The following is a 19,562-nucleotide window of genomic DNA, read 5'->3' as shown; positions in this document are numbered from 1 at the left end:
TTTTAAGTGATGTGCATTTTCTTGTGCAATGAATCATATAGTATTTTGAGGTGGGATCTATGAAAAAGAAGATAGGAGTTATCAGTGTATTGGTTTTGTGTTTGACATTTGTATCAATTATGTATCTAAAAAAAGATAAAAAGAGCGATGAGAAAGTAGACGATGTTTATTATAAGAGTGTGGTTTTTAAGGATAGTGATAATGATTTGATTCCTATATCTGTTAATTTTCATAGTGAAGTAGAACTTGAGGAAGAAATTAGAAATAAGATAGATTTAATGAAATCAGATGAAATGATTCAATATGGACTCTATCCAGTCATTAGTAAAGATTTGGAGGTACAGTCAGTTAATTTAAAAGATCATGTTTTAACAGTCAGTTTTAATGATCAATTGGTTGCTAATCAAGATGCAATGGATATTTTAGAAGCTTTGACATATGTCATGACGGATTATGATGATGTTGAAAGAGTTAATCTTCAGATAAATGAAAAGAATGTTTCATATATTCCAAATAGTACAATTCCTTTATCATCATTAACAAAAAGTTTAGGTTTAAATAATTTTGAAGAAACATCTGCGTTTTTGCATCAAACAGTACCTGTCATGGTTTATCATCAAAAGACTATTGAACAATATTCTTATTATGTGCCAACAACTATGAGAGTTGATGAGAATGAGCCATTAACAAAACAAGTTCAAACTATCTTAAGTTATGTACAAAGTAAAATTCACTTGTTAGATGCCAAATTAGATAATGGAGTTTTGACAGTGGATCTTGATTCAAATATACTTCTAGACAATGAAAAAATCGATCAGACTTTAGAAGATTTAATTGTTTTGTCTTTGTCTTCTTTAAAAGATGTTAAAGATGTAGAAATTAAAATCAATGGTGAAGATGTAAGAACAAAACAATCTTCACAAATTGAATATAATTATATTAAAATGTAGTAATTCAGCCAGATTTTGGTATAATATCACTTGGTGATAGAAATGAAAAAAGTTGTAGTTATGTCAGATAATCATGGGAATGATTCTATGATGGAATATATTAAAGCACAAGAACCACATGCAGATTATTATATTCATTGTGGAGATAGTGAAGCATCCTATAAAGAATTGTTAACCGGATATATTTGTGTGAAAGGAAATAATGATTGGTCATTGGATTTGCCAATGGAAGCAAAACTTCAAATTGAAGATGTGACTCTATTTATTACACATGGCCAATATTTAGGATATTTTAATCGCGAACTTGCTATGAAAGACTTGTTAATACGTAATCATTGTCAAGTTTTCATTTCCGGTCATACACATATGCCATTATTTCTAAAAGATGGTTCATATTATTATATCAATCCTGGATCAACATCGCTCCCTCGAGGTGGAAGTAAAAAAAGTTATGCAGTTGTGACAATTGATGGTCAGGCTGTTGATTGCGTATTTAAAGAAATCCCTAGATCTCAATAATTGATCTAGGGATTTCTTATAAATCATTTTAAGCGTTGTAGGTATATCTATAATGAGAAGTCATACGGGTTAAGATGATGCATAGTCATTCTAACGAGATAAGAAATTATTTAGCGAGGGGCAATGAGTCTCTTGACTTCATAAAGGCCAAAAGATATCATATGTTTTTTGACAATATGAAAAACATCTCTATAACACTTGGACATTTCTTTAGCGAAATCTTTTTGATTTCCTGAAGATAAGTATTCAAAAGCAACCATTGCCTTTGAATTGAGTTCCTGTATTATTTGTGATTCATCATAATAGAAAGATAGATAATATCCCCAATACAGCACTTTATTATTTTCTTGTAAAACTGTTTTTAAAGGTTTGAGTTGTACATGTTCTAAAATACAGTGAAAAAGTTCATCGAGAATTATATTTTGACTGTTTTGAATTTTTGTTTTTAAATTGGAAATAGTTCTGGCATCAATTTCTTCAAAGGCTAAAAATGCTGCAACTTCAATATTTAAAACCATTAGCTGAAGAGCGTTCAAATAGATAATTGTATCTTTTCTATATTTTTTATTATTTAGACTTTTGATGGTGTATTGGTCGTTTTGAATATAGATTTTTGTCCCTTTGCCATTTATGGTTTCTCCATAACCGAGTTCATTGAGAACTGATAAAGATTTTTTGATTGTGGAAATAGAGACTTTGTATTGCTTTGCTAATTGTGCTTCTGATGGAAGAAATTCATTTTTTTTATAAAAACCTAAACCAACTTTATCAATGAGATCTCTTACAATTTGAGTATAATAATGATCTCTTCCGACCTCTACTGTCCAGGTATATGAAAATTGCTTTTCATGAATGTTTGGATATCGTGATGACAATTGTATTAAATACTTTTCCACAGTTTCTGCAAAAGAACTGTATATTTTTTGAAATCTCGATTTGATTTCATTATCGTTTTTGTTTAATAAAGCATCGCTAACCCAAAAAATATCTGGAAATTGCGGGTATGTACGAAGCAATTGAAGAAAATCTTCTTCTTCAAGAAAAAAAGAACTGTATGTATAGAGTTCAAGACTAAAAAAAGACTCTTAAATAATTGATTGTTAGATTGTGTTAATATATCATGGAGAAAGTGTATATTGATTTGTTTGCGTGCTCCAATATCATTATTATTCTTTGCACGATTTAATCTTTTTTGCCAATGTTTAAGGAAGTCATCTGAGCAATTTTGAATGGAAAGTGCAAAGATTTTTGGCATAAGTGAAGCCAATGTTTCATAAACAGCAACAATTGAAGACTTATGTTCTAAAACGTACTGAACTTCAAAATCTTTGTGTGTATGTAACGAATCATATATTACAATGGTTGGCTTTCTTTCTTGTGTTTGAATATATCCCTCTATCTTAAGGCGCATAAGCACATCTTTGACAGTTCTCATACCAACATTATAAGTTTCACATAAATGACTTCTTGATGGTAATTTTGAACCATATGGGAAGCGGCCATTTTCAATTTGTTCATGTAATGTTTTGTATAGATAATCAAATAAGGTTTGTTTATCTTGCACTGATATCTCACCTCGAATTCATTTTTATTTTATAAAAAAATTTTTTTATTTTCAACATACTATATGTATATGTACCCAAATATGATATAGTTTTTCAGATTAGTCATAATAAAATAATAAAAAAATCAAAAAAGGGAGTTAGTGTGAAAATAAGATTTCAAGTTCGATCTAGGGCGTTGGATGCATCTAGAATATGGCATGATTTCTCCATTGGATTTTATTATGATTTTAGACAAGAGCAAAAATATCATAACCCTAGGTTTTTATATTATTTAAGAAGTGTGTGCTTTTTTAAATCGTTGGATAAGTGCTAGAAAAGAACCTTTGCCATATCAAGAACTTATATCATGGTATGATGAATTCCGTTGTATATAAAAACAGCCCATCAAACATGGACTGTTTTTTCAATTCTTATAATAAAAAAACCCTTATAAAGGGCGTTTTTTCTAATGGCGTCCACGGCAGGATTCGAACCTGCGACCGCACGCTTAGAAGGCGTGTGCTCTATCCAGCTGAGCTACGTAGACATCTGTTTTTCAACTGCTCATATATAATAGCATAGCCAGAAAAATGATGCAAGACTTTTTTGTGATTTTTTCTGATATTTTTAAGAAAGCTTTTATGCTATACTGAGTATAGGGAAGGGTGAGTGTATGAAAGCGAGATTTGATAAAAGTTTAAAGTATGCTATAGAGGGCATTGAAAAATGTTTCCTTAGAGAACGTAATTTAAAGATACATATATTTATTATGGGATGTGTCATTATATGTGGTTTTGCATTTCATATATCTTATTTTGAATGGATGATCTGTTTGTTATTGTTTGCAATAGTTATTTCATTGGAACTTGTTAATACAGCAATAGAAGCAGTTGTTGATTTGTGTAGCCCACAAAAACATCCTTTAGCAAAGTACGCTAAAGATGTTGCGGCAGGAGCTGTTTTGGTAAGTGCTATTATAGCAGTTCTGATTGGATTGCTAATATTTATCCCTAGAATCTTTTAGAGCGATGTTAATCGCTCTTTTCTTTTGCAAAATGTCTTTCTATCATATACAGATATGAACAAACCAAAATAGCAAATATAATTTCAATATATCCATTGACTCTTGTGAAGACAACAATAAGGATACCTAACATTTGAATGCCAAAATCATAGAACCAGTGAATACGATTGTATATTGTTATATTCTCAAAAACCAACTGTCTAGTCCAAATAAATAATAATACAAGAAAACTTATACTTGAAAACATTGAACAATAAACATGGAGTTTTGAAAAAAGATCCTGCCCATTTATTGTATATGGACATAATGCGCCTAGAGACATTGTCAATCCAGTTAGGTTTATAATGTTATAAATGTATTTTTTTTGCCAAAATAAAAAATGAAAAATCTTGTGTGTTTTGTAAACAAAATAACAAGATGAAAGAATTGTAAAGAAAATAACAAGCAATCGATATTCAGCCATTGTAGCAACACCAGTCATATTCTCATACATCAGATTCGCACGACTTGTTATAAAAATTGTGAAGAAACATATGAATAGATAAATCATAAAACACCTCTTTGAAAGAATTATATACTTTTTTTAAAAAATAAAAAGAAAAATAGAAAAAAATTATGAATATATAAGTAAGGAGGTAAAAAAATGGATCCAAGAATTGAAGCACTGAAATATGAACGCAGTAATTCAGATGTATGGGGAAATGATGTCCATGTTGATTTTGAATATGAGAAATTAGCTAATCACCAAATCAAACTGTTTATGACTGCATATGTCGGTGATAATAAAGACAATTATCGATTTTGTTTAAAACTCATTTACATAGTGGACATGATTCATGATGGTATGAGTGAATCAGATATTGCTGAAGTTGCTATTAAAAGTGTTATGCATTCTTTTACGCAATTGATTATCTTATTAGATCCAATTGTGTGTGAAGACGAAGAAGAGGAAAGGCATTAATTGCCTTTCTTCTTTCACATTTTAGGTAATCTAACATAATTTAATAGTGAGGTGGGAAAAATGTTGGTTTTTGTTAATCATGATGATATGCGTTCGCTAGAACTCATGGAAGAAATGCTTCATAGAGGTTATTATGTCAGTGATCAATTCAAAGATATGAAATATGCTGATGTGATTTATATGGGGATGCGAGGAATTGATAGAAAAAATCGTTTACAGACACATCAAGAAACAGTTGTTATTGATGAGGACATGTTGGCTGCTTTTAAATCTCATTGTTTGATACTAACATTGATTCATAATGAATATTTAGAAGAATTATCTGCGCAATATCAATTTAGGTATTCTGCTCTTCTAGATAAAGAAGATTTTATTGTCAAGAATAGTATATTAACAGCTGAAGGACTATTGTCTTATATGATTATGCATCGGAGATATCCTTTGTATGAAAGTGAAATATGCATATTGGGATTTGGACATTGTGCCAAACCAATTATTGATTATTTAGTGGCAATGAAAGCAAATGTATCTGTTGCAGTACGTAAAGCAGAATATCAAAAAGATATAGAAGATATGGGAGCTAGATATTTGCATTTAAATGATTTGGATTTATCAAAATTAGATATTTTAATCAATACGATTCCTTATGTTGTGGTGAAAGAAAATGAAATTGATAAAGCTCATAAGAGATTGATGATAGTTGATATTGCATCATATCCATATGGAATCGACCATCACTATGCTTTATCTAAGGGATTAAATTGTCAAATCCTCTCCTCAATACCATGTAAGTATGCTTATGGGTATGCGGGAAAGATGGTTGCTGATGAAATAGAAAGGGAGTTAGAGAATGCTTAAATTAGGATTTTGTATTACAGGTTCATTTTGTAGTATGGATGATATGTTGATAGTGATGAAGGAATTAGTGAAAGATTATGAAATAGAGGTCTTTTTAACGCCTCATGTGAATACAATGGATACGAGGTTCTACTCAAGTCATGATTTGAAAGAGAAAATTAAAGAAGTTGTAAAAAAAGAACTGCATACGACAATACAAGAAGCAGAAGTTTATGGACCATCAAAAAAATTAGATGCTGTTCTGGTCTATCCATGTGATGCATCAACAATGGCTAAGTTAGATTGTGGTATCAATGATAATGGTGTAACAATGTTAGTGAAGTCTTCTTTGAGAAACAATGTTCCAATTGTCTTAGGTGTCTTTTCAAATGATATTCTTTCAAACAGTGGTAAGAATCTTTTCTCATTAATGAATAAAAAGAATTTCTATTTTGTTCCAATGTATCAGGATCAATATAAAAAGAAACCTAACAGTATGATTGCATGTCATAAAAAGGTTTCAAAAACATTAAAATGTGCATTAAAACATGAACAGTATCAACCATTTCTATTAGGTTATAAGGAGGTATAAAATGAAAGAAATATTTACTGCTTTAATCACACCCTTTAATCAAGACCAATCAATTGATTATGCTGGGTTATACCGTATTATGGATAAACTTATCGAAGAAGGCAACAAATCATTTTTGTTATGTGGAACAACAGGTGAAACATCGACACTTAAATTAGATGAAAGAAGATTGTTGGTTGAGAATATTTTAGAGAAATATCCACAAATTAGAGTGATTGTGGGGATTAGTTCAAATAGTACGTCACAAGTTATTAGACATATCAATATGTATAAGGACAATCCACGCATCTATGCATATCTCGTTATTGTTCCATATTATATTAAACCGAGTCAAAGTGGTATTTTTAAACATTTTGATTTAATTGCATCATCAACTGATAAGAAGATTATGATTTATAATATTCCAAGTCGTTGTGGAGTTGCTATTGATGTATCAACAGTTATTCGTCTGGCTAATAAACATAAAAATATTATTGGTATGAAACAATGTGGACCACTGGATGAGATTCACATGCTTAAAGATGCCTTGCCACAATTTAAGGTTTATATTGGTGATGATCATTTGTTATTAGAAGGATTGAAGCAAAGAGCTGATGGGATTATTTCAGTTTCCAGTCATTTGGATTATCCATTGATAGAAGAAATATGCAGGAATGAGAATATCTTTGATGATCGATATTTAAAATTAATCAGTGAATATGTTTTTATTGAACCATCTCCTGCACCAATTAAGTATATATTAAGCCAACTTGGGTATATTCAGAATATATTACGCTGTCCTTTAACACCAATTGAAGAAGATTCAGAAGTCAAACTCACACCACTCATTGAAAAATATAAGAAAATGATTTGAAGCTTAAATCAGAATGTGATATGATATTGATACTTTTGAAAAAACCTATACACAAATCATAAACGCATGTATAATGTATATAGAAATGATCATAGAAAGCAGAATGAAAGGGTGAAAAGATGAAAAAAGATATCGTTAGGTTTATACCTATGGGTGGACAAGCAGAAATGGGTAAAAGCATGTACTGCTTTGAAATCAATGACAAGATTTTTATAATAGATTCAGGGTTTCGTTTTCCTGATTCGGACAAACTAGGTGTTGATGTCATCATTCCTAGTTTTACATATTTAGAAGAAAGAGCAGAGCAGATTGTGGCGATTATTATTACTCATGCTCATGATGATGCTATGGCAGCTTTACCATATTTATTACAAACTGTAAAAGCGCCAGTTTATGCTCCAAATCTGACAGCAGATTTGATTGAACAAATGGTAGAACGTTTCCAGCGTCATAATCGTGTTCGGTTAAATTTGGATTTAAGACGTGTTAAACGAAATGCTTCAATTGATATAGCAGGTGTTCCAATTGAGTTTTTTCCAGTGACACATTCAATTCCTGGAAGTGTTGGTGTGGCTTTATGGACAGATCAAGGATATATTGTCTATAGTGGTGAATTTATTATTGATTTTGGAGCACCAGAAGGGTTTAGATGTGATATTCAGAAAATGATGGAAATTGGTAAAAAAGGTGTTCTGGCACTGCTGGTTGAATCATCAAGTTCAAAACATGAGGGCTACACATCTCCAAATCATAAGTTAACAAATAAAATTGATCATATTTTTGAAGATAGTAATGAAAGGATTATTATTTCTAGTTATGCTCAGAATGTTTTTAGAACAAAAGAAATTATTGAATTAACAAAAAAATATAAACGACAAATTGTTTTCTATGGTAGAGATAAGTATGACAATACAAATAGTTTATTGCGTTTAGGACAAAAATCAAAAGAACCTATTATTGATGTTCCAAATCGATTGTTAGGTAAAAAAGAAAATATAGGGAAACCTCAATATGATAGCAATTATGTTATTTTATTAAGTGGCAGTCCAAGAAGAATCTATCATGATATTTGTGATATTATTGATGGTGGAGATGATTTATTAAAGTTAAGAAAAGGAGATACATTCATTGTCGCTTCTCCAGTATTACCAGGAACTGAAAAAATTGCAAATAAAGCACATAATGGTCTATATAAAACAGATGCTCATATTCATTTATTAAAGAATAAAGATTTATTTTCTATGCATGCTTCTGAAGAAGATATCAAGGTCATTATTCAGATTTTTAATCCTAAATACTACATTCCTATAAAAGGAGAGTATCAACACTTTATTTCTAATATGCACATTGCTAAGGATATGGGGATTAAAGATGATCATATTGTTATTTTAGATAATGGTGAACGTATTACATTTAAAAATGGTGAATTGGAAAGTGCTCGTGATACTTTTGAAATTGAAGATATTATGATTGATGGAATTGGTATTGGCGATGTTGGCGAAAAAGTTATAGACGATCGTATACAACTTGCTAATGATGGTGTGGTCATTGTAGGATTAACAATTTCTAGAGAGACAAAGGATATTATTGCTCAAACTGATTGTCAGACAAGAGGTTTTGTTTATTTAAAAGATTCAGAATATGTGATAAAGCATATTATTGAAATTTGTGAAAATGTAATAGCAAAATATAAAGAAAATCCTGAATTAGAAGTTGCTGATGTTCGTGCAATGATGAAAGATCAATGTATGAAGTATATTGTGAAAGAAACTGGTAAAAAGCCTGTTTTTATAGGTGTTGTTGTCGAAAAATAAGCAAGAGAAATCTTGCTTTTTCTTTTCAATATTGGAATATTTTGTTATAATGAGGAAAGTGAAAGTAGGTGAGGGCATGGCTAAATCAAAACGAACAAAGAAATCTCAAAATCAAATTATAGAAGAAACATTACGTTTACGAATTATAACACTCTTAATATTATTTATCATTGTTATTGCAGCTTTGAGGCTCGGCTTTATTGGTCAGGGGCTTCACCAAATGTTTACTTTTTTTGTTGGTAATCTTTATGGTGTTGTTTATGCTATCCTTAGTTTGTTATGTTGTTATATTATTTATAAGGCAAAAATTCCACGTTTTAAAGGACCTGAAGCACTTGGGTTTTATTTGATATTTGCGAGTGCTTTAACACTCGCAACAATTCCTGGTGATCCGCAAGTTAAAGGAATTGGTGTTATCAATACGTATATTCAGGGAAAAACTTTTAATAAAGGTGGATTGCTTGGACATATCTTTTATGGGTCTTTAAGTGCTTTGTTTGATAGTTTAGGAACTTTGATTTTAGCTATTGTTGTTTTATTAATTGGATGTGCTCTGTTATTTAGCAAACTTTATGTACAATATCAAGCAAAACAAAAGAAAAAGAAAAAACCAGTTAAGAAACAAAAGGAAGAATCATCTGAACCAGTTCCTCAAACTATTGTTTTAAAGAAAAAATCTCACTTCTTTGATTTCTTATCAAAAAGTGAGGAAATCCCTTTGTTTCCAGATGAAATATTTGAAGATGAACCAAAGGAACCTGTTTTAGACCCTGAAATTACAAGTGCATTTGAGTTTAATGATGAAAATATGAAAATAGATATTAAAGAAATGGAACCTGTTAAAACGGAAATAGAAGAAGTTACTGAAGAAACAATTCAAGTGAAACCACGCAAATCTTCATCTCAATACCATCTGCCACCACTAAGTTTGTTATCTACAAAATCTACGAATAATGCTTCAAAAGAAAGAACTTCAGCAAACAAAAACGCGGCACGCTTAACGACTGTTTTAAAACAATTTGGCGTTAATGCTACAATTGAAAATGCCTTTATTGGCCCTACAATTACAAAATATGAATTAAAATTGGAAACAGGGACTCGTGTCAATAAAATACTTCAATTACAAGATGATATCAAACTTGCACTTGCAACTGCTGACATTCGTATTGAAGCTCCAATTCCAGGAAAGCCATATGTTGGAATTGAAGTTCCAAATCAATCTGCATCAATGGTTGCGTTCAAAGATGTTTTTAAAACATTATCAACTGATAAAAAAATGGAAAGTAACAAGTTAGTTGTTGCTTTAGGAAAGGATATTTCTGGCAAGCCAATTTATGCTGAATTAGATAAAATGCCCCATTTATTAATAGCCGGGGCAACTGGTTCAGGAAAATCTGTTTGTGTCAACACAATCATTTCTTCTATATTAATGCGAGCAAAACCAGATGAAGTGAAATTAATTTTGGTTGATCCTAAGAAGGTGGAACTTTCTATCTATAATGGTATTCCACATCTGCTAGCGCCTGTGGTTACTGATCCAAAGAAAGCAGCAGCAGTACTTAGAGAAGTTGTTTCAGAAATGGAGAGACGTTATGATCTCTTTGCAAGTGTCAATGCGAGAAATATTAAAAGCTATAATGAATTTGTAAAAGATTATAATAATGGAAAAAGTGATTCTGAACAAAAAGAAATTCTATCATATCATGTTATCATTTTAGATGAAGTTGCTGACTTGATGATGGTTGCAAGTAAAGATGTTGAAGATTGTATTATGCGTATATCTCAAATGGCTAGAGCAGCTGGGATTCACTTAATCGTTGCGACACAAAGACCATCTACTGATATCATTACAGGTGTTATCAAAGCAAATATTCCTTCACGTATTGCATTTGCAGTTTCTTCAAGTATTGATTCAAGAACAATCTTAGATACATCTGGAGCAGAGAAATTATTAGGAAAAGGAGATATGCTATTTTCCCCTATGGGAGCTTCATCACCTATTCGTGTTCAAGGTTGCTTTGTGTCTGATGATGAAGTCTCTGATATTGTTCATTATGTTTCCCAGCAGCAGGAAGCTATTTATGAAGATAAATATGTTAATGCCAAAGCAACATCATCAAATTCTTCATCTGGTGATGATTATGATGATGGTGATGAAGAGTATGAAATGTGTCGTGAATTTGTTATTCAGGCACAAAAAGCCAGCACATCATTATTGCAACGTAAATTTAGAATCGGCTATAACAAAGCTGCACGTATCATCGATCAGTTAGAAGAAGATGGTGTTATTGGACCACAGCTTGGTAGTAAGCCAAGAGAAGTTTTTATAAGGCAGTATCACGAAGAAGACTTATAGAAAAAAGACTTACATAATTCTCTTTCACTTAAAAAGTGGATAGAAGAACTGTCCCCTCTGGTTGAATTATTAACTGGAGGGGTTTAAATATGTCAAAATGAACATTCGAAGGTAAAAAAGAAAGAACAAGACTCTATAATGAAAAGGATTATTTATATGCTAGTATTGCATGCAAATATAACGGATTTAGGTTTGTTGTAAATAATAAGAAAATATCATGTATATAATGATATAGTTTTACAGAAATGGAATGCATTCAAGAAAATAAAAATTCTTTTCTATAATACTTCAATATATCTAAACTACAAGCAGATAGTTTATATTCTTAATCAAGCTTTACTGCAAACAATACCCATTTAATCTTTTTTTGTTGTGTTTTTAATTTATTTGAGTGAAATAAAACAATTAATAGAATGAGCATCTATAAAAATGTTTTATTGAATAGATAATCTTTCTTTTCTTTTTGTAAATTTAATGTTAAAATATGTGTAGAAATTTTGAAGGAGGAAAACTGAATATGAAAAAAATGTTTGCGTCTTTATTAGCATTATCAATGATTCTTGTTGGATGCGGTGGTAATGATGATGGCGACAAAAAAGATGACTCTAAGAAAAATACCATTGTTATGATTACTGACAAAGGTACAATTGAGGACAAATCTTTTAACCAAGGGACTTGGGAAGGAATTAAAGCTTATGGCACAGAAACAGGTGCTAAGACTGAGTACATTAAACCTACTGATGGAACAACTCAAGCTTACAATGAAGCTATTGATCAAGCTGTTAATGACTACAAGGCAAATGTTGTTGTGACTCCAGGTTATTTATTTGAAGCATCTATTTATGAAAAACAAACTACATATCCTGATGTGAAATTTATTTTAATTGATGGGGTTCCAAACAAAGATGGTCAATATAAAGAATTCAAAACGGCTGATAATACAGTAAGTATTAAATATGCTGAACAAGAATCTGGTTATTTGGCTGGTTATGCTGCTGTAAAAGAAGGACATACTAAACTTGGTTTTATGGGTGGTCAAGCGGTGCCTGCAGTTGTTAACTTTGGTTATGGTTATGTTCAAGGTGCAAATGATGCTGCAAAAGAATTAGGTATTAATATTGAATTACAATATAAATATACAGATTCTTTTATCCCAGATCCTGCAATTCAAACTGAGGCTGCTTCTTGGTATAAATCTGGAACAGAAATTATTTTCTCATGTGGTGGAGGAATCTTCGCTTCAATCAGCGCTGCTGCTCAACAAAATAATGGACTTGTTATTGGTGTTGATGTTGATCAAAATGGTGAAGGTGAATATGTTTTAACTTCTGCATACAAACAATTAGCTCATTCAGTTCAAGTTCAATTGAAAGCAATTGATGATGGTTCATTCAAAGGTGGACAGGATCTTGTTTTAAGTGCAAAAGATGAAGCTGTTGGTTTACCAATGAAAACTTCTAGATTTAAAAAATTCACACAAGCTGATTATGATACACTTTATAAGAAACTAGTTAATGATGAAGTTAAAATCATTAATAATGAAGGTGCTAAAGCTGTTACTGATATTAAAGTATCAAATGTAAAAGTTACACTTGTGAAATAATTTTGTGTGATTGAGAGAGGGTTTTAGGAGCCTTCTCTTTTTTTGTGAAATTATCCTGAATATGAAAAATATATTTATATTTGTTGAAAAAAAAGATATAATATTGGATAAGGAGGAGATTGAATGGAATATGTAATTGAAATGTGTCATATTACAAAAGAATTCCCAGGAATCATAGCTAATGATGATATAACACTTCAGTTAAAAAAAGGCGAAATTCATGCTTTATTGGGTGAAAATGGAGCTGGAAAATCAACTTTAATGAGTGTGCTTTTCGGACTTTATCAAGCTGAAAAAGGTGTCATTAAGATGAATGGTCAAGAAGTAACTATTAAAGATCCAAATGATGCCAACAAACTAGGAATCGGAATGGTTCATCAGCATTTTAAACTAGTACATAATTTTACAGTGTTAGAAAATATTATTTTAGGTGCTGAAGATACAAAAAAGGGACTATTGACATTAGATGCGGCTAGAAAAAAAGTGAATGATTTGAGTCAAAAGTATCATTTAAATGTTGATTGTGATGAAATAATTAGTGAAATTACTGTTGGAATGCAACAACGTGTTGAAATTTTAAAAATGTTATACAGAGATAATGAAATTCTTATTTTTGATGAACCTACTGCTGTATTAACGCCTCAAGAAATTAAAGAATTGATGAACATTATGAAGAATCTTTCAGCGGAGGGAAAATCAATCTTATTTATTACTCATAAATTAAATGAAATAAAAGAGGTAGCTGATCGATGTACAGTTCTTAGAAAAGGAAAATACATTGGAACAATTGAGGTTGGTGAAACGTCTAAAGAAGAAATGTCAGAAATGATGGTTGGACGTAAAGTTAATTTTAATGTAAACAAAGAAATGGCTAAACCAACTGATGTTGTATTGAGTGTACAACATCTATGTGTTGGAAAAAAAGATCATAAAGATGTGGTTAATGATGTAAATTTCGAAGTTCGTAAAGGGGAAATTGTTTGTATTGCTGGTATTGATGGAAATGGACAATCTGAATTGGTTTATGCTTTATCTGGATTAATGCCAGTCAAAGAAGGGACAATTTTATTAGATAATCAGGATATAACTCATACTTCTATATTTACTAGAAATGTTGCTGGATTAGGACATATTCCAGAAGATAGACATCGTTATGGTTTGGTATTAGATTATCCTCTATCATATAATATGGCTTTAAAGAGTTATTTCAAAAAGGAATTTAATAATCATGGTTTCTTAGATTATAAGAAAATGACAGAATATTCAGATCATCTTATTCAAAAATTTGATGTGCGAAGTGGGCAGGGATCAAAAACAATTGCACGTAGTATGTCTGGTGGTAACCAGCAAAAGGCAATTATTGCAAGAGAAGTAGATAATGATCCTAAGCTTTTAATTGCAGTTCAACCAACACGTGGTTTGGATGTAGGTGCTATTGAGTTTATTCATTCTGAACTTGTAGCCGAAAGGGATAAAGGCCGTGCAATTCTTTTGATTTCTCTTGAATTGGATGAAGTCATGAATTTAGCTGATCGTATTTTAGTAATTTATGAAGGTGAAATTGTTGCTGAATTAAATCCAGAAAAAACTACTATTCAAGAATTAGGCTTATATATGGCTGGTTCTAAGAAGGAGGGTGTAAAATGAAAAAATGGTTAAAGAGTGAGGGGGCCAGCAGTTTTATATCTTCTTGTATGGCTATTGCTATAGGGCTGTTGTTTGGGTTAGTTATTATTCTTTTTACGAATCCTGCTAATGCTTTTGATGGATTTTTGAACATGCTGTTTGGTCCGTTGAAAATGGGAATGATGGGGATTGGACGTGTTTTATTTTATGCTATTCCAATTATCATGACTGGTCTTTCTGTAGGCTTTGCTTTTAAAACAGGTCTATTCAATATTGGGACACCTGGACAGTTCATTACTGGTGCCTTTGCTGCAGTTTATGTTGGTGTTCATTGGACTTTTTTACCTGCTGAAATTCATTGGATAGTAGCTTTGCTGGCTGCATTTATTGTTGGTGGATTATGGGCAATAGTTCCAGGAATTATGAAGGCATATTTAAATGTTAACGAAGTTATCAGTTCTATCATGATGAATTATATTGGAATGTATCTCGTAAACTTTTTAGTAAAAGCAACTGTTTTTGATGAATTAAGATCTCAATCATTGGGGGTTGCATCTTCAGCTGAAATTCCTCGTTTGGGATTAGATCAATTATTTAGGGGTTCTACACTTAATGCTGGTATTTTGATTGCTTTAGGAATGGTTGTCATTATTTACATTATACTCAATAAAACAAAATTCGGATATGAAATGAAAGCATGCGGTTTTAATGCTGATGCAGCAAGATATGCTGGTATTAATGAAAAGAAAAATATTGTATTGGCGATGGTGATAGCTGGTGCTCTAGCTGGAATCGGTGGAGGATTGGTATATCTTTCTGGATCAGGAAAATTTATCAGTATCGTTGAAGTTCTCGCTCCAGAAGGATTTAATGGAATTCCTGTTGCACTATTAGGGCTATCTAATCCCATTGGAATTTTCTTCTCAGGAATTTTTATATCATATTTAACTGTTGGTGGAAACTTAATGCAACAATTTGGTTTCATTCCTGAAATTGTTGATATTATTATTTCTGCTATTATCTATTGCTCTGCTTTATCGTTAATGATAAAACTTTGGTTAGCTAAAAAGAAGTCTAGTCATAAAAAACAAATGATAGAAACAAAGGAAGGTGATGAATAATGGATTTATTTTATTTTGTTATTCAGCAAACATGGACTTTTGCTATTCCTTTGCTTATAGTTGCTTTAGCAGGATTGTTTTCTGAACGAAGCGGTGTTATTAATATCGCATTAGAAGGTATTATGTTAATTGGTGCATTGTTTGGAGTTTCATATTTACATTTATTTGGTGATGCATTGCCGCCACAGCTTAATCTTATTATTGCATTATTGATTGCTGGAGGGACAGGTATGTTATTCTCATTACTGCATGCATTCGCTTCTATACATATGAAAGCTGACCAAACAATTAGTGGGACTGCTTTGAATATATTTGCTCCAGCTTTTTGTGTCTTTTTTGGAAGATTAATTCTTGGAACACAACAGATTTCTTTTGATAATCTTTTCAGGATTGAATCAATACCTTTATTAGGCAGTATTCCTGTTATTGGCCCAATGTTTTTCCAAAATACATATGTGACAACTTTTTTAGGAATCATTATTCTTTTAATATCATATGTACTTATTTATAAAACAAAATTTGGTTTGAGACTACGTGCTTGTGGAGAATTGCCTCAAGCAGCCGATAGTGCTGGGATTAACGTATATAAAATGCGCTATGCTGGCGTTCTTATTTCAGGTCTATTAGCTGGAATTGGTGGTTTGGTTTTAATTATTCCAACAAGTACAATTTTTAACGCAACTGTCGCTGGATATGGATTCTTAGCTCTAGCGGTTTTGATTTTTGGACAATGGAAACCGTTTAAAATCTTTTTTGCAGCTTTATTCTTTGGATTTATGAAAACCATAGCTGCTACATCAAATGCTATTCCGTTTTTATTAGGTTTAGGAATTCCAGCTGTTGTTTATAAAATTATACCTTATATAGCAACTTTAATTGTTCTTGCTTTTGTTTCAAAAAACTCTGCTGCACCACGTGCAGAAGGTGAGCCGTTTGACAAAGGAAAACGTTAAAAAGAGATCAGGATGAAAGTCCTGGCCTTTTTTTATTTTATTTTTATAAAAAATGAGTATAATAGTAATATGCGAGAAAAGGAGAATTTATGGAAACAGTTTATCAAATGAAGGGATATACATTACATTTAATCCCTACAAAGAAATTTAAAACAATAACAATGTCTTTGCGTTTGCAAAGTCCATTGACAAAAGAAACAACAACATTAAGAACTCTATTAACATTTGTTATCGTTGCAGCAACAAAAAAATATCCATCTACAAAAGAATTGGCATCATATCTTGATGAAAATTATGGGGCTAGATTATCTACAAATATTGCAACTAAAGGAAAATCACAAACAATAAATGTTTATTCGAGTTTTGTGAATGATGTTTATTTACCTATTAATGAATCTTTGCTGGTTCGCCAAATTCAGTTATTAAGCGATTTGTTTTTTAATCCTCTTGTTCAAAATCAACAGTTCGATGAAGAAATTGTTAAAATGAAGAAAAAAGAACTGAAAGAAAGATTACAAGTTAATAAAGATGATAAGTTTTCTTATTCATTAGATAAATTATTTGAGTATATGGGAAAAAATCATACATTGGGGATTCCAAGTACTGGATATGAAGATGAAGTGGATACAATTTCTTCTCATGATCTTTACAAATATTTTTTACAGACTATTCAAAATGATGAAAAACATCTTTATGTTGTAGGAGATATAGATGAATCAATTATAGATATATTGGATCAGCATCTTAAATTTCCTGAAAACAACAAAGATTATCCTTCAGCATATAGTTTTGATAGTCAGCGTCAAGATATTTTAGAGATAATAGAGGAACAGGACTTAACCCAATCTAAACTCAATATGGGTTATCGCATTGATTGTGATTTTACATCCAATCATCATTATGCATTCACCGTATTTAATGCTTTATTTGGCGGTTTTTCTCAATCACGTTTATTTAAGGTTGTTAGAGAAGAGAATAGTTTATGTTATTATGTTTCATCAAGTTATGATGCGTTTAATGGAATAATGATTGTAAATGCTGGAATTGAAGCAAAAGATTATCAAAAAACAATGATTCTTATTAAAGAACAATTAGAAGATATTCAAAATGGAAATTTAAGTGATAATGATATTCAAATTGCTAAAATTATGCTTCAAAATGCTTTAAGGAAAACGAATGATGAAGCAGGTAGTATGATTGCCTTAGCTTATAATAGAGACATTACTCACAAAAAAGAAACGAATGATGAATATATTCAAAAATTATTAAATGTAAGCAAAGAAGATATTATTAATGTAGCGAAGAAAGTACAATTAGATACAATATTCTTCCTTACAGGAAAGGATTTTCATGGAAACAATTAATTATCAGACACTACAAGAAACTTTATATTATGAAGAAATGGCCAATGGATTAAAAGTCTATCTATTGCCTAAAAAAGGATTCTCGAAGACTTATGGTTTATTTTCAACACACTTCGGTTCTGTAGATACAACATTTGTACCACTAGGAGAAAATGAAATGTTAACTGTTCCAGATGGGATCGCCCATTTCTTAGAACACAAAATGTTTGAAATGCAAGACGGTGATGCAAGTGAGAAATTCGCACAACTTGGAGCGAGCACAAATGCTTTTACTTCATCTTCAAGAACTGCTTATCTATTTAATACAACAAGCCATGAGAATGAATGTATTGAATTATTGCTGGATTTTGTTCAAGATATTTATTTGACTGATCAAACAGTTGAAAAAGAAAAGGGGATTATTAATCAGGAAATTGGTATGTATGATGATGATCCGGATTGGCGTTGTTATTTTGGGAGTATTCAAAACCTTTATCAAAAACATCCAGTTAAAATCGATATTGCTGGAACCGTCGAAACAGTTAATGAAATAGATAAAGATATTTTAGAAAAATGTTATCAAACCTTTTATCATCCTAGCAATATGATGTTATTTGTTGTAGGAAACATCCAGGTTGAAGATACAATTGAACTGATTAGGAATAATCAAGCAAAAAAAGATTTTGATAAAGAAAAGCAGATTCAAAGAGAAATTATCAAAGAACCTCAGGAAATTGATAAAAAAGAGGATATTTTGCATATGGATGTCATTATGCCTAAAGTTATTGTTTCCATGAAAATTAATGATATTTTAACTGATCCTAAAGAAAAATTAAAAAGAGAATTAGGTATGAATATTTTATTGGATCTTCTCTTTTCTAAAAGTTCACCTTTATTTGAAGAATGGACACGTTTAGGAATTATTAATGATAGTTTTAGTGCTAATTTCACTCAAGAAAGAGATTATTCGTTCTTGCAAATAGGTGGAGACACTATGGAACCAGAAAAATTAAGAGATAAGATTTTAGATTTGATCCTTACAATAAAGGATTATACTATTGATGATGTTGAATTTCAGCGTGTTCAAAAGAAAAATATTGGTGTTTTAATAGGGGTATTCAATAGTCCAGAGGGTATCGCTAATTTGTTTAGTAGATATTATTTTGAAGGAATTATGATTTTTGATTTAATAGATTGTGTAGCAACTCTCAAAAAAGAAGATATTGAAAATTTAAAATCACTTTTTGATATTGATTTAACAAGCACCTGTATGGTTAAATCTAAATAATTCACGAAACCATAACAATTATTAATAAAACTTTGTTATTGTTTTTACAAATTATTTTTTATGTTTTTAGAAATGTGGTTTCATGAAAGATAATGGTATACAAAAAAATGTCCTTATAATGAGAAAAAAATAAAGAGATAGAAAAACCGAGTATAGTGTAGGAAACACGAAGAAAATG

At 30.9% G+C, this 19,562-nt stretch carries 18 protein-coding genes and 1 tRNA gene; 15 read left to right on the top strand and 4 right to left on the bottom strand.

Translation table 11 applies throughout. The features are described 5' to 3' along the window. The first annotated feature begins 59 nt into the window (after nucleotides 1-59). Both GQF29_RS16995 and GQF29_RS16990 read left to right on the top strand, forming a co-directional pair. Nucleotides 60-950, top strand: coding sequence for a GerMN domain-containing protein (locus tag GQF29_RS16995; protein WP_017143728.1), 891 nt, complete (start codon nucleotides 60-62; stop codon nucleotides 948-950). A gap of 42 nt (nucleotides 951-992) precedes the next feature. Next, a complete protein-coding gene (locus tag GQF29_RS16990) occupies nucleotides 993-1,469 on the top strand; it encodes a metallophosphoesterase family protein (RefSeq protein ID WP_008789622.1) in 477 nt (158 codons plus the stop codon). 110 nt (nucleotides 1,470-1,579) lie between these two features. Here the strand turns inward: GQF29_RS16990 and GQF29_RS16985 are convergent, their stop codons facing one another. The 3 genes from GQF29_RS16985 to GQF29_RS16975 form a co-directional block, all read right to left on the bottom strand. Then, nucleotides 1,580-2,365 (bottom strand): winged helix-turn-helix domain-containing protein, encoded by a 786-nt coding sequence (locus tag GQF29_RS16985; protein ID WP_049939211.1) that lies wholly within the window; start codon nucleotides 2,363-2,365, stop codon nucleotides 1,580-1,582. A gap of 62 nt (nucleotides 2,366-2,427) precedes the next feature. Beyond that, nucleotides 2,428-3,033: a FadR/GntR family transcriptional regulator gene (locus GQF29_RS16980; protein WP_008789624.1), complete on the bottom strand. Its 606-nt coding sequence runs from the start codon at nucleotides 3,031-3,033 to the stop codon at nucleotides 2,428-2,430. Between the two features lie 450 nt (nucleotides 3,034-3,483). After that, nucleotides 3,484-3,560: transfer RNA gene (locus GQF29_RS16975), tRNA-Arg, on the bottom strand. A gap of 126 nt (nucleotides 3,561-3,686) precedes the next feature. Between GQF29_RS16975 and GQF29_RS16970 the strand changes: the two genes are divergently transcribed. After that, nucleotides 3,687-4,037, top strand: a complete 351-nt coding sequence (locus GQF29_RS16970; RefSeq protein ID WP_008789625.1) for a diacylglycerol kinase family protein — start codon at nucleotides 3,687-3,689, stop codon at nucleotides 4,035-4,037. A 7-nt stretch (nucleotides 4,038-4,044) separates the two neighbouring features. Here GQF29_RS16970 and GQF29_RS16965 read toward each other — a convergent pair whose 3' ends face one another. Next, nucleotides 4,045-4,587 (bottom strand): hypothetical protein, encoded by a 543-nt coding sequence (locus GQF29_RS16965; RefSeq protein ID WP_008789626.1) that lies wholly within the window; start codon nucleotides 4,585-4,587, stop codon nucleotides 4,045-4,047. 93 nt (nucleotides 4,588-4,680) lie between these two features. Here GQF29_RS16965 and GQF29_RS16960 point away from each other — a divergent pair, with 93 nt between their 5' ends. From GQF29_RS16960 to yfmH, 12 genes are all read left to right on the top strand, one after another. Then, complete coding sequence (locus tag GQF29_RS16960) at nucleotides 4,681-4,998, top strand: hypothetical protein (RefSeq protein ID WP_008789627.1); 318 nt, start codon at nucleotides 4,681-4,683, stop codon at nucleotides 4,996-4,998. Nucleotides 4,999-5,058: 60 nt separating this feature from the next. Then, on the top strand, nucleotides 5,059-5,856 hold the full coding sequence (locus GQF29_RS16955) for a hypothetical protein (protein WP_008789628.1): 798 nt from the start codon (nucleotides 5,059-5,061) through the stop codon (nucleotides 5,854-5,856). Further along, complete coding sequence (locus GQF29_RS16950; protein ID WP_017143729.1) at nucleotides 5,849-6,427, top strand: dipicolinate synthase subunit B; 579 nt, start codon at nucleotides 5,849-5,851, stop codon at nucleotides 6,425-6,427. Before GQF29_RS16955 ends, GQF29_RS16950 begins: the two co-directional genes overlap by 8 nt. A 1-nt stretch (nucleotide 6,428) precedes the next feature. Next, entirely contained in the window at nucleotides 6,429-7,280 is an 852-nt protein-coding gene (gene dapA / locus GQF29_RS16945; protein ID WP_008789631.1) for a 4-hydroxy-tetrahydrodipicolinate synthase, read from the top strand. Nucleotides 7,281-7,399: 119 nt separating this feature from the next. Next, entirely contained in the window at nucleotides 7,400-9,094 is a 1,695-nt protein-coding gene (locus GQF29_RS16940) for a ribonuclease J (RefSeq protein WP_008789632.1), read from the top strand. Between the two features lie 76 nt (nucleotides 9,095-9,170). Continuing rightward, the gene (locus GQF29_RS16935) at nucleotides 9,171-11,450 is read left to right on the top strand and encodes an FtsK/SpoIIIE family DNA translocase (protein ID WP_017143730.1); all 2,280 of its coding nucleotides are present in this window, start codon (nucleotides 9,171-9,173) and stop codon (nucleotides 11,448-11,450) included. 517 nt (nucleotides 11,451-11,967) lie between these two features. Next, nucleotides 11,968-13,053, top strand: coding sequence for a BMP family lipoprotein (locus tag GQF29_RS16930; protein WP_008789634.1), 1,086 nt, complete (start codon nucleotides 11,968-11,970; stop codon nucleotides 13,051-13,053). A 123-nt stretch (nucleotides 13,054-13,176) separates the two neighbouring features. Beyond that, the gene (locus GQF29_RS16925; RefSeq protein WP_008789635.1) at nucleotides 13,177-14,700 is read left to right on the top strand and encodes an ABC transporter ATP-binding protein; all 1,524 of its coding nucleotides are present in this window, start codon (nucleotides 13,177-13,179) and stop codon (nucleotides 14,698-14,700) included. Then, nucleotides 14,697-15,800, top strand: a complete 1,104-nt coding sequence (locus GQF29_RS16920) for an ABC transporter permease (protein ID WP_117598775.1) — start codon at nucleotides 14,697-14,699, stop codon at nucleotides 15,798-15,800. Before GQF29_RS16925 ends, GQF29_RS16920 begins: the two co-directional genes overlap by 4 nt. Next, the gene (locus GQF29_RS16915) at nucleotides 15,800-16,753 is read left to right on the top strand and encodes an ABC transporter permease (protein ID WP_054688579.1); all 954 of its coding nucleotides are present in this window, start codon (nucleotides 15,800-15,802) and stop codon (nucleotides 16,751-16,753) included. Before GQF29_RS16920 ends, GQF29_RS16915 begins: the two co-directional genes overlap by 1 nt. 89 nt (nucleotides 16,754-16,842) lie before the next feature. Then, nucleotides 16,843-18,117, top strand: a complete 1,275-nt coding sequence (yfmF, locus tag GQF29_RS16910; protein ID WP_160340859.1) for an EF-P 5-aminopentanol modification-associated protein YfmF — start codon at nucleotides 16,843-16,845, stop codon at nucleotides 18,115-18,117. Then, nucleotides 18,104-19,384, top strand: a complete 1,281-nt coding sequence (gene yfmH / locus GQF29_RS16905) for an EF-P 5-aminopentanol modification-associated protein YfmH (protein WP_160340858.1) — start codon at nucleotides 18,104-18,106, stop codon at nucleotides 19,382-19,384. The genes yfmF and yfmH overlap by 14 nt, the downstream gene beginning before the upstream one ends. The last annotated feature ends 178 nt before the right edge of the window (nucleotides 19,385-19,562 follow it).

Origin of the sequence: Coprobacillus cateniformis (genome assembly GCF_009767585.1) — a bacterium.
In the GTDB taxonomy this organism is placed as follows: domain Bacteria; phylum Bacillota_I; class Bacilli_A; order Erysipelotrichales; family Coprobacillaceae; genus Coprobacillus; species Coprobacillus cateniformis.
This window is presented reverse-complemented; position numbering and strand designations above follow the sequence as displayed.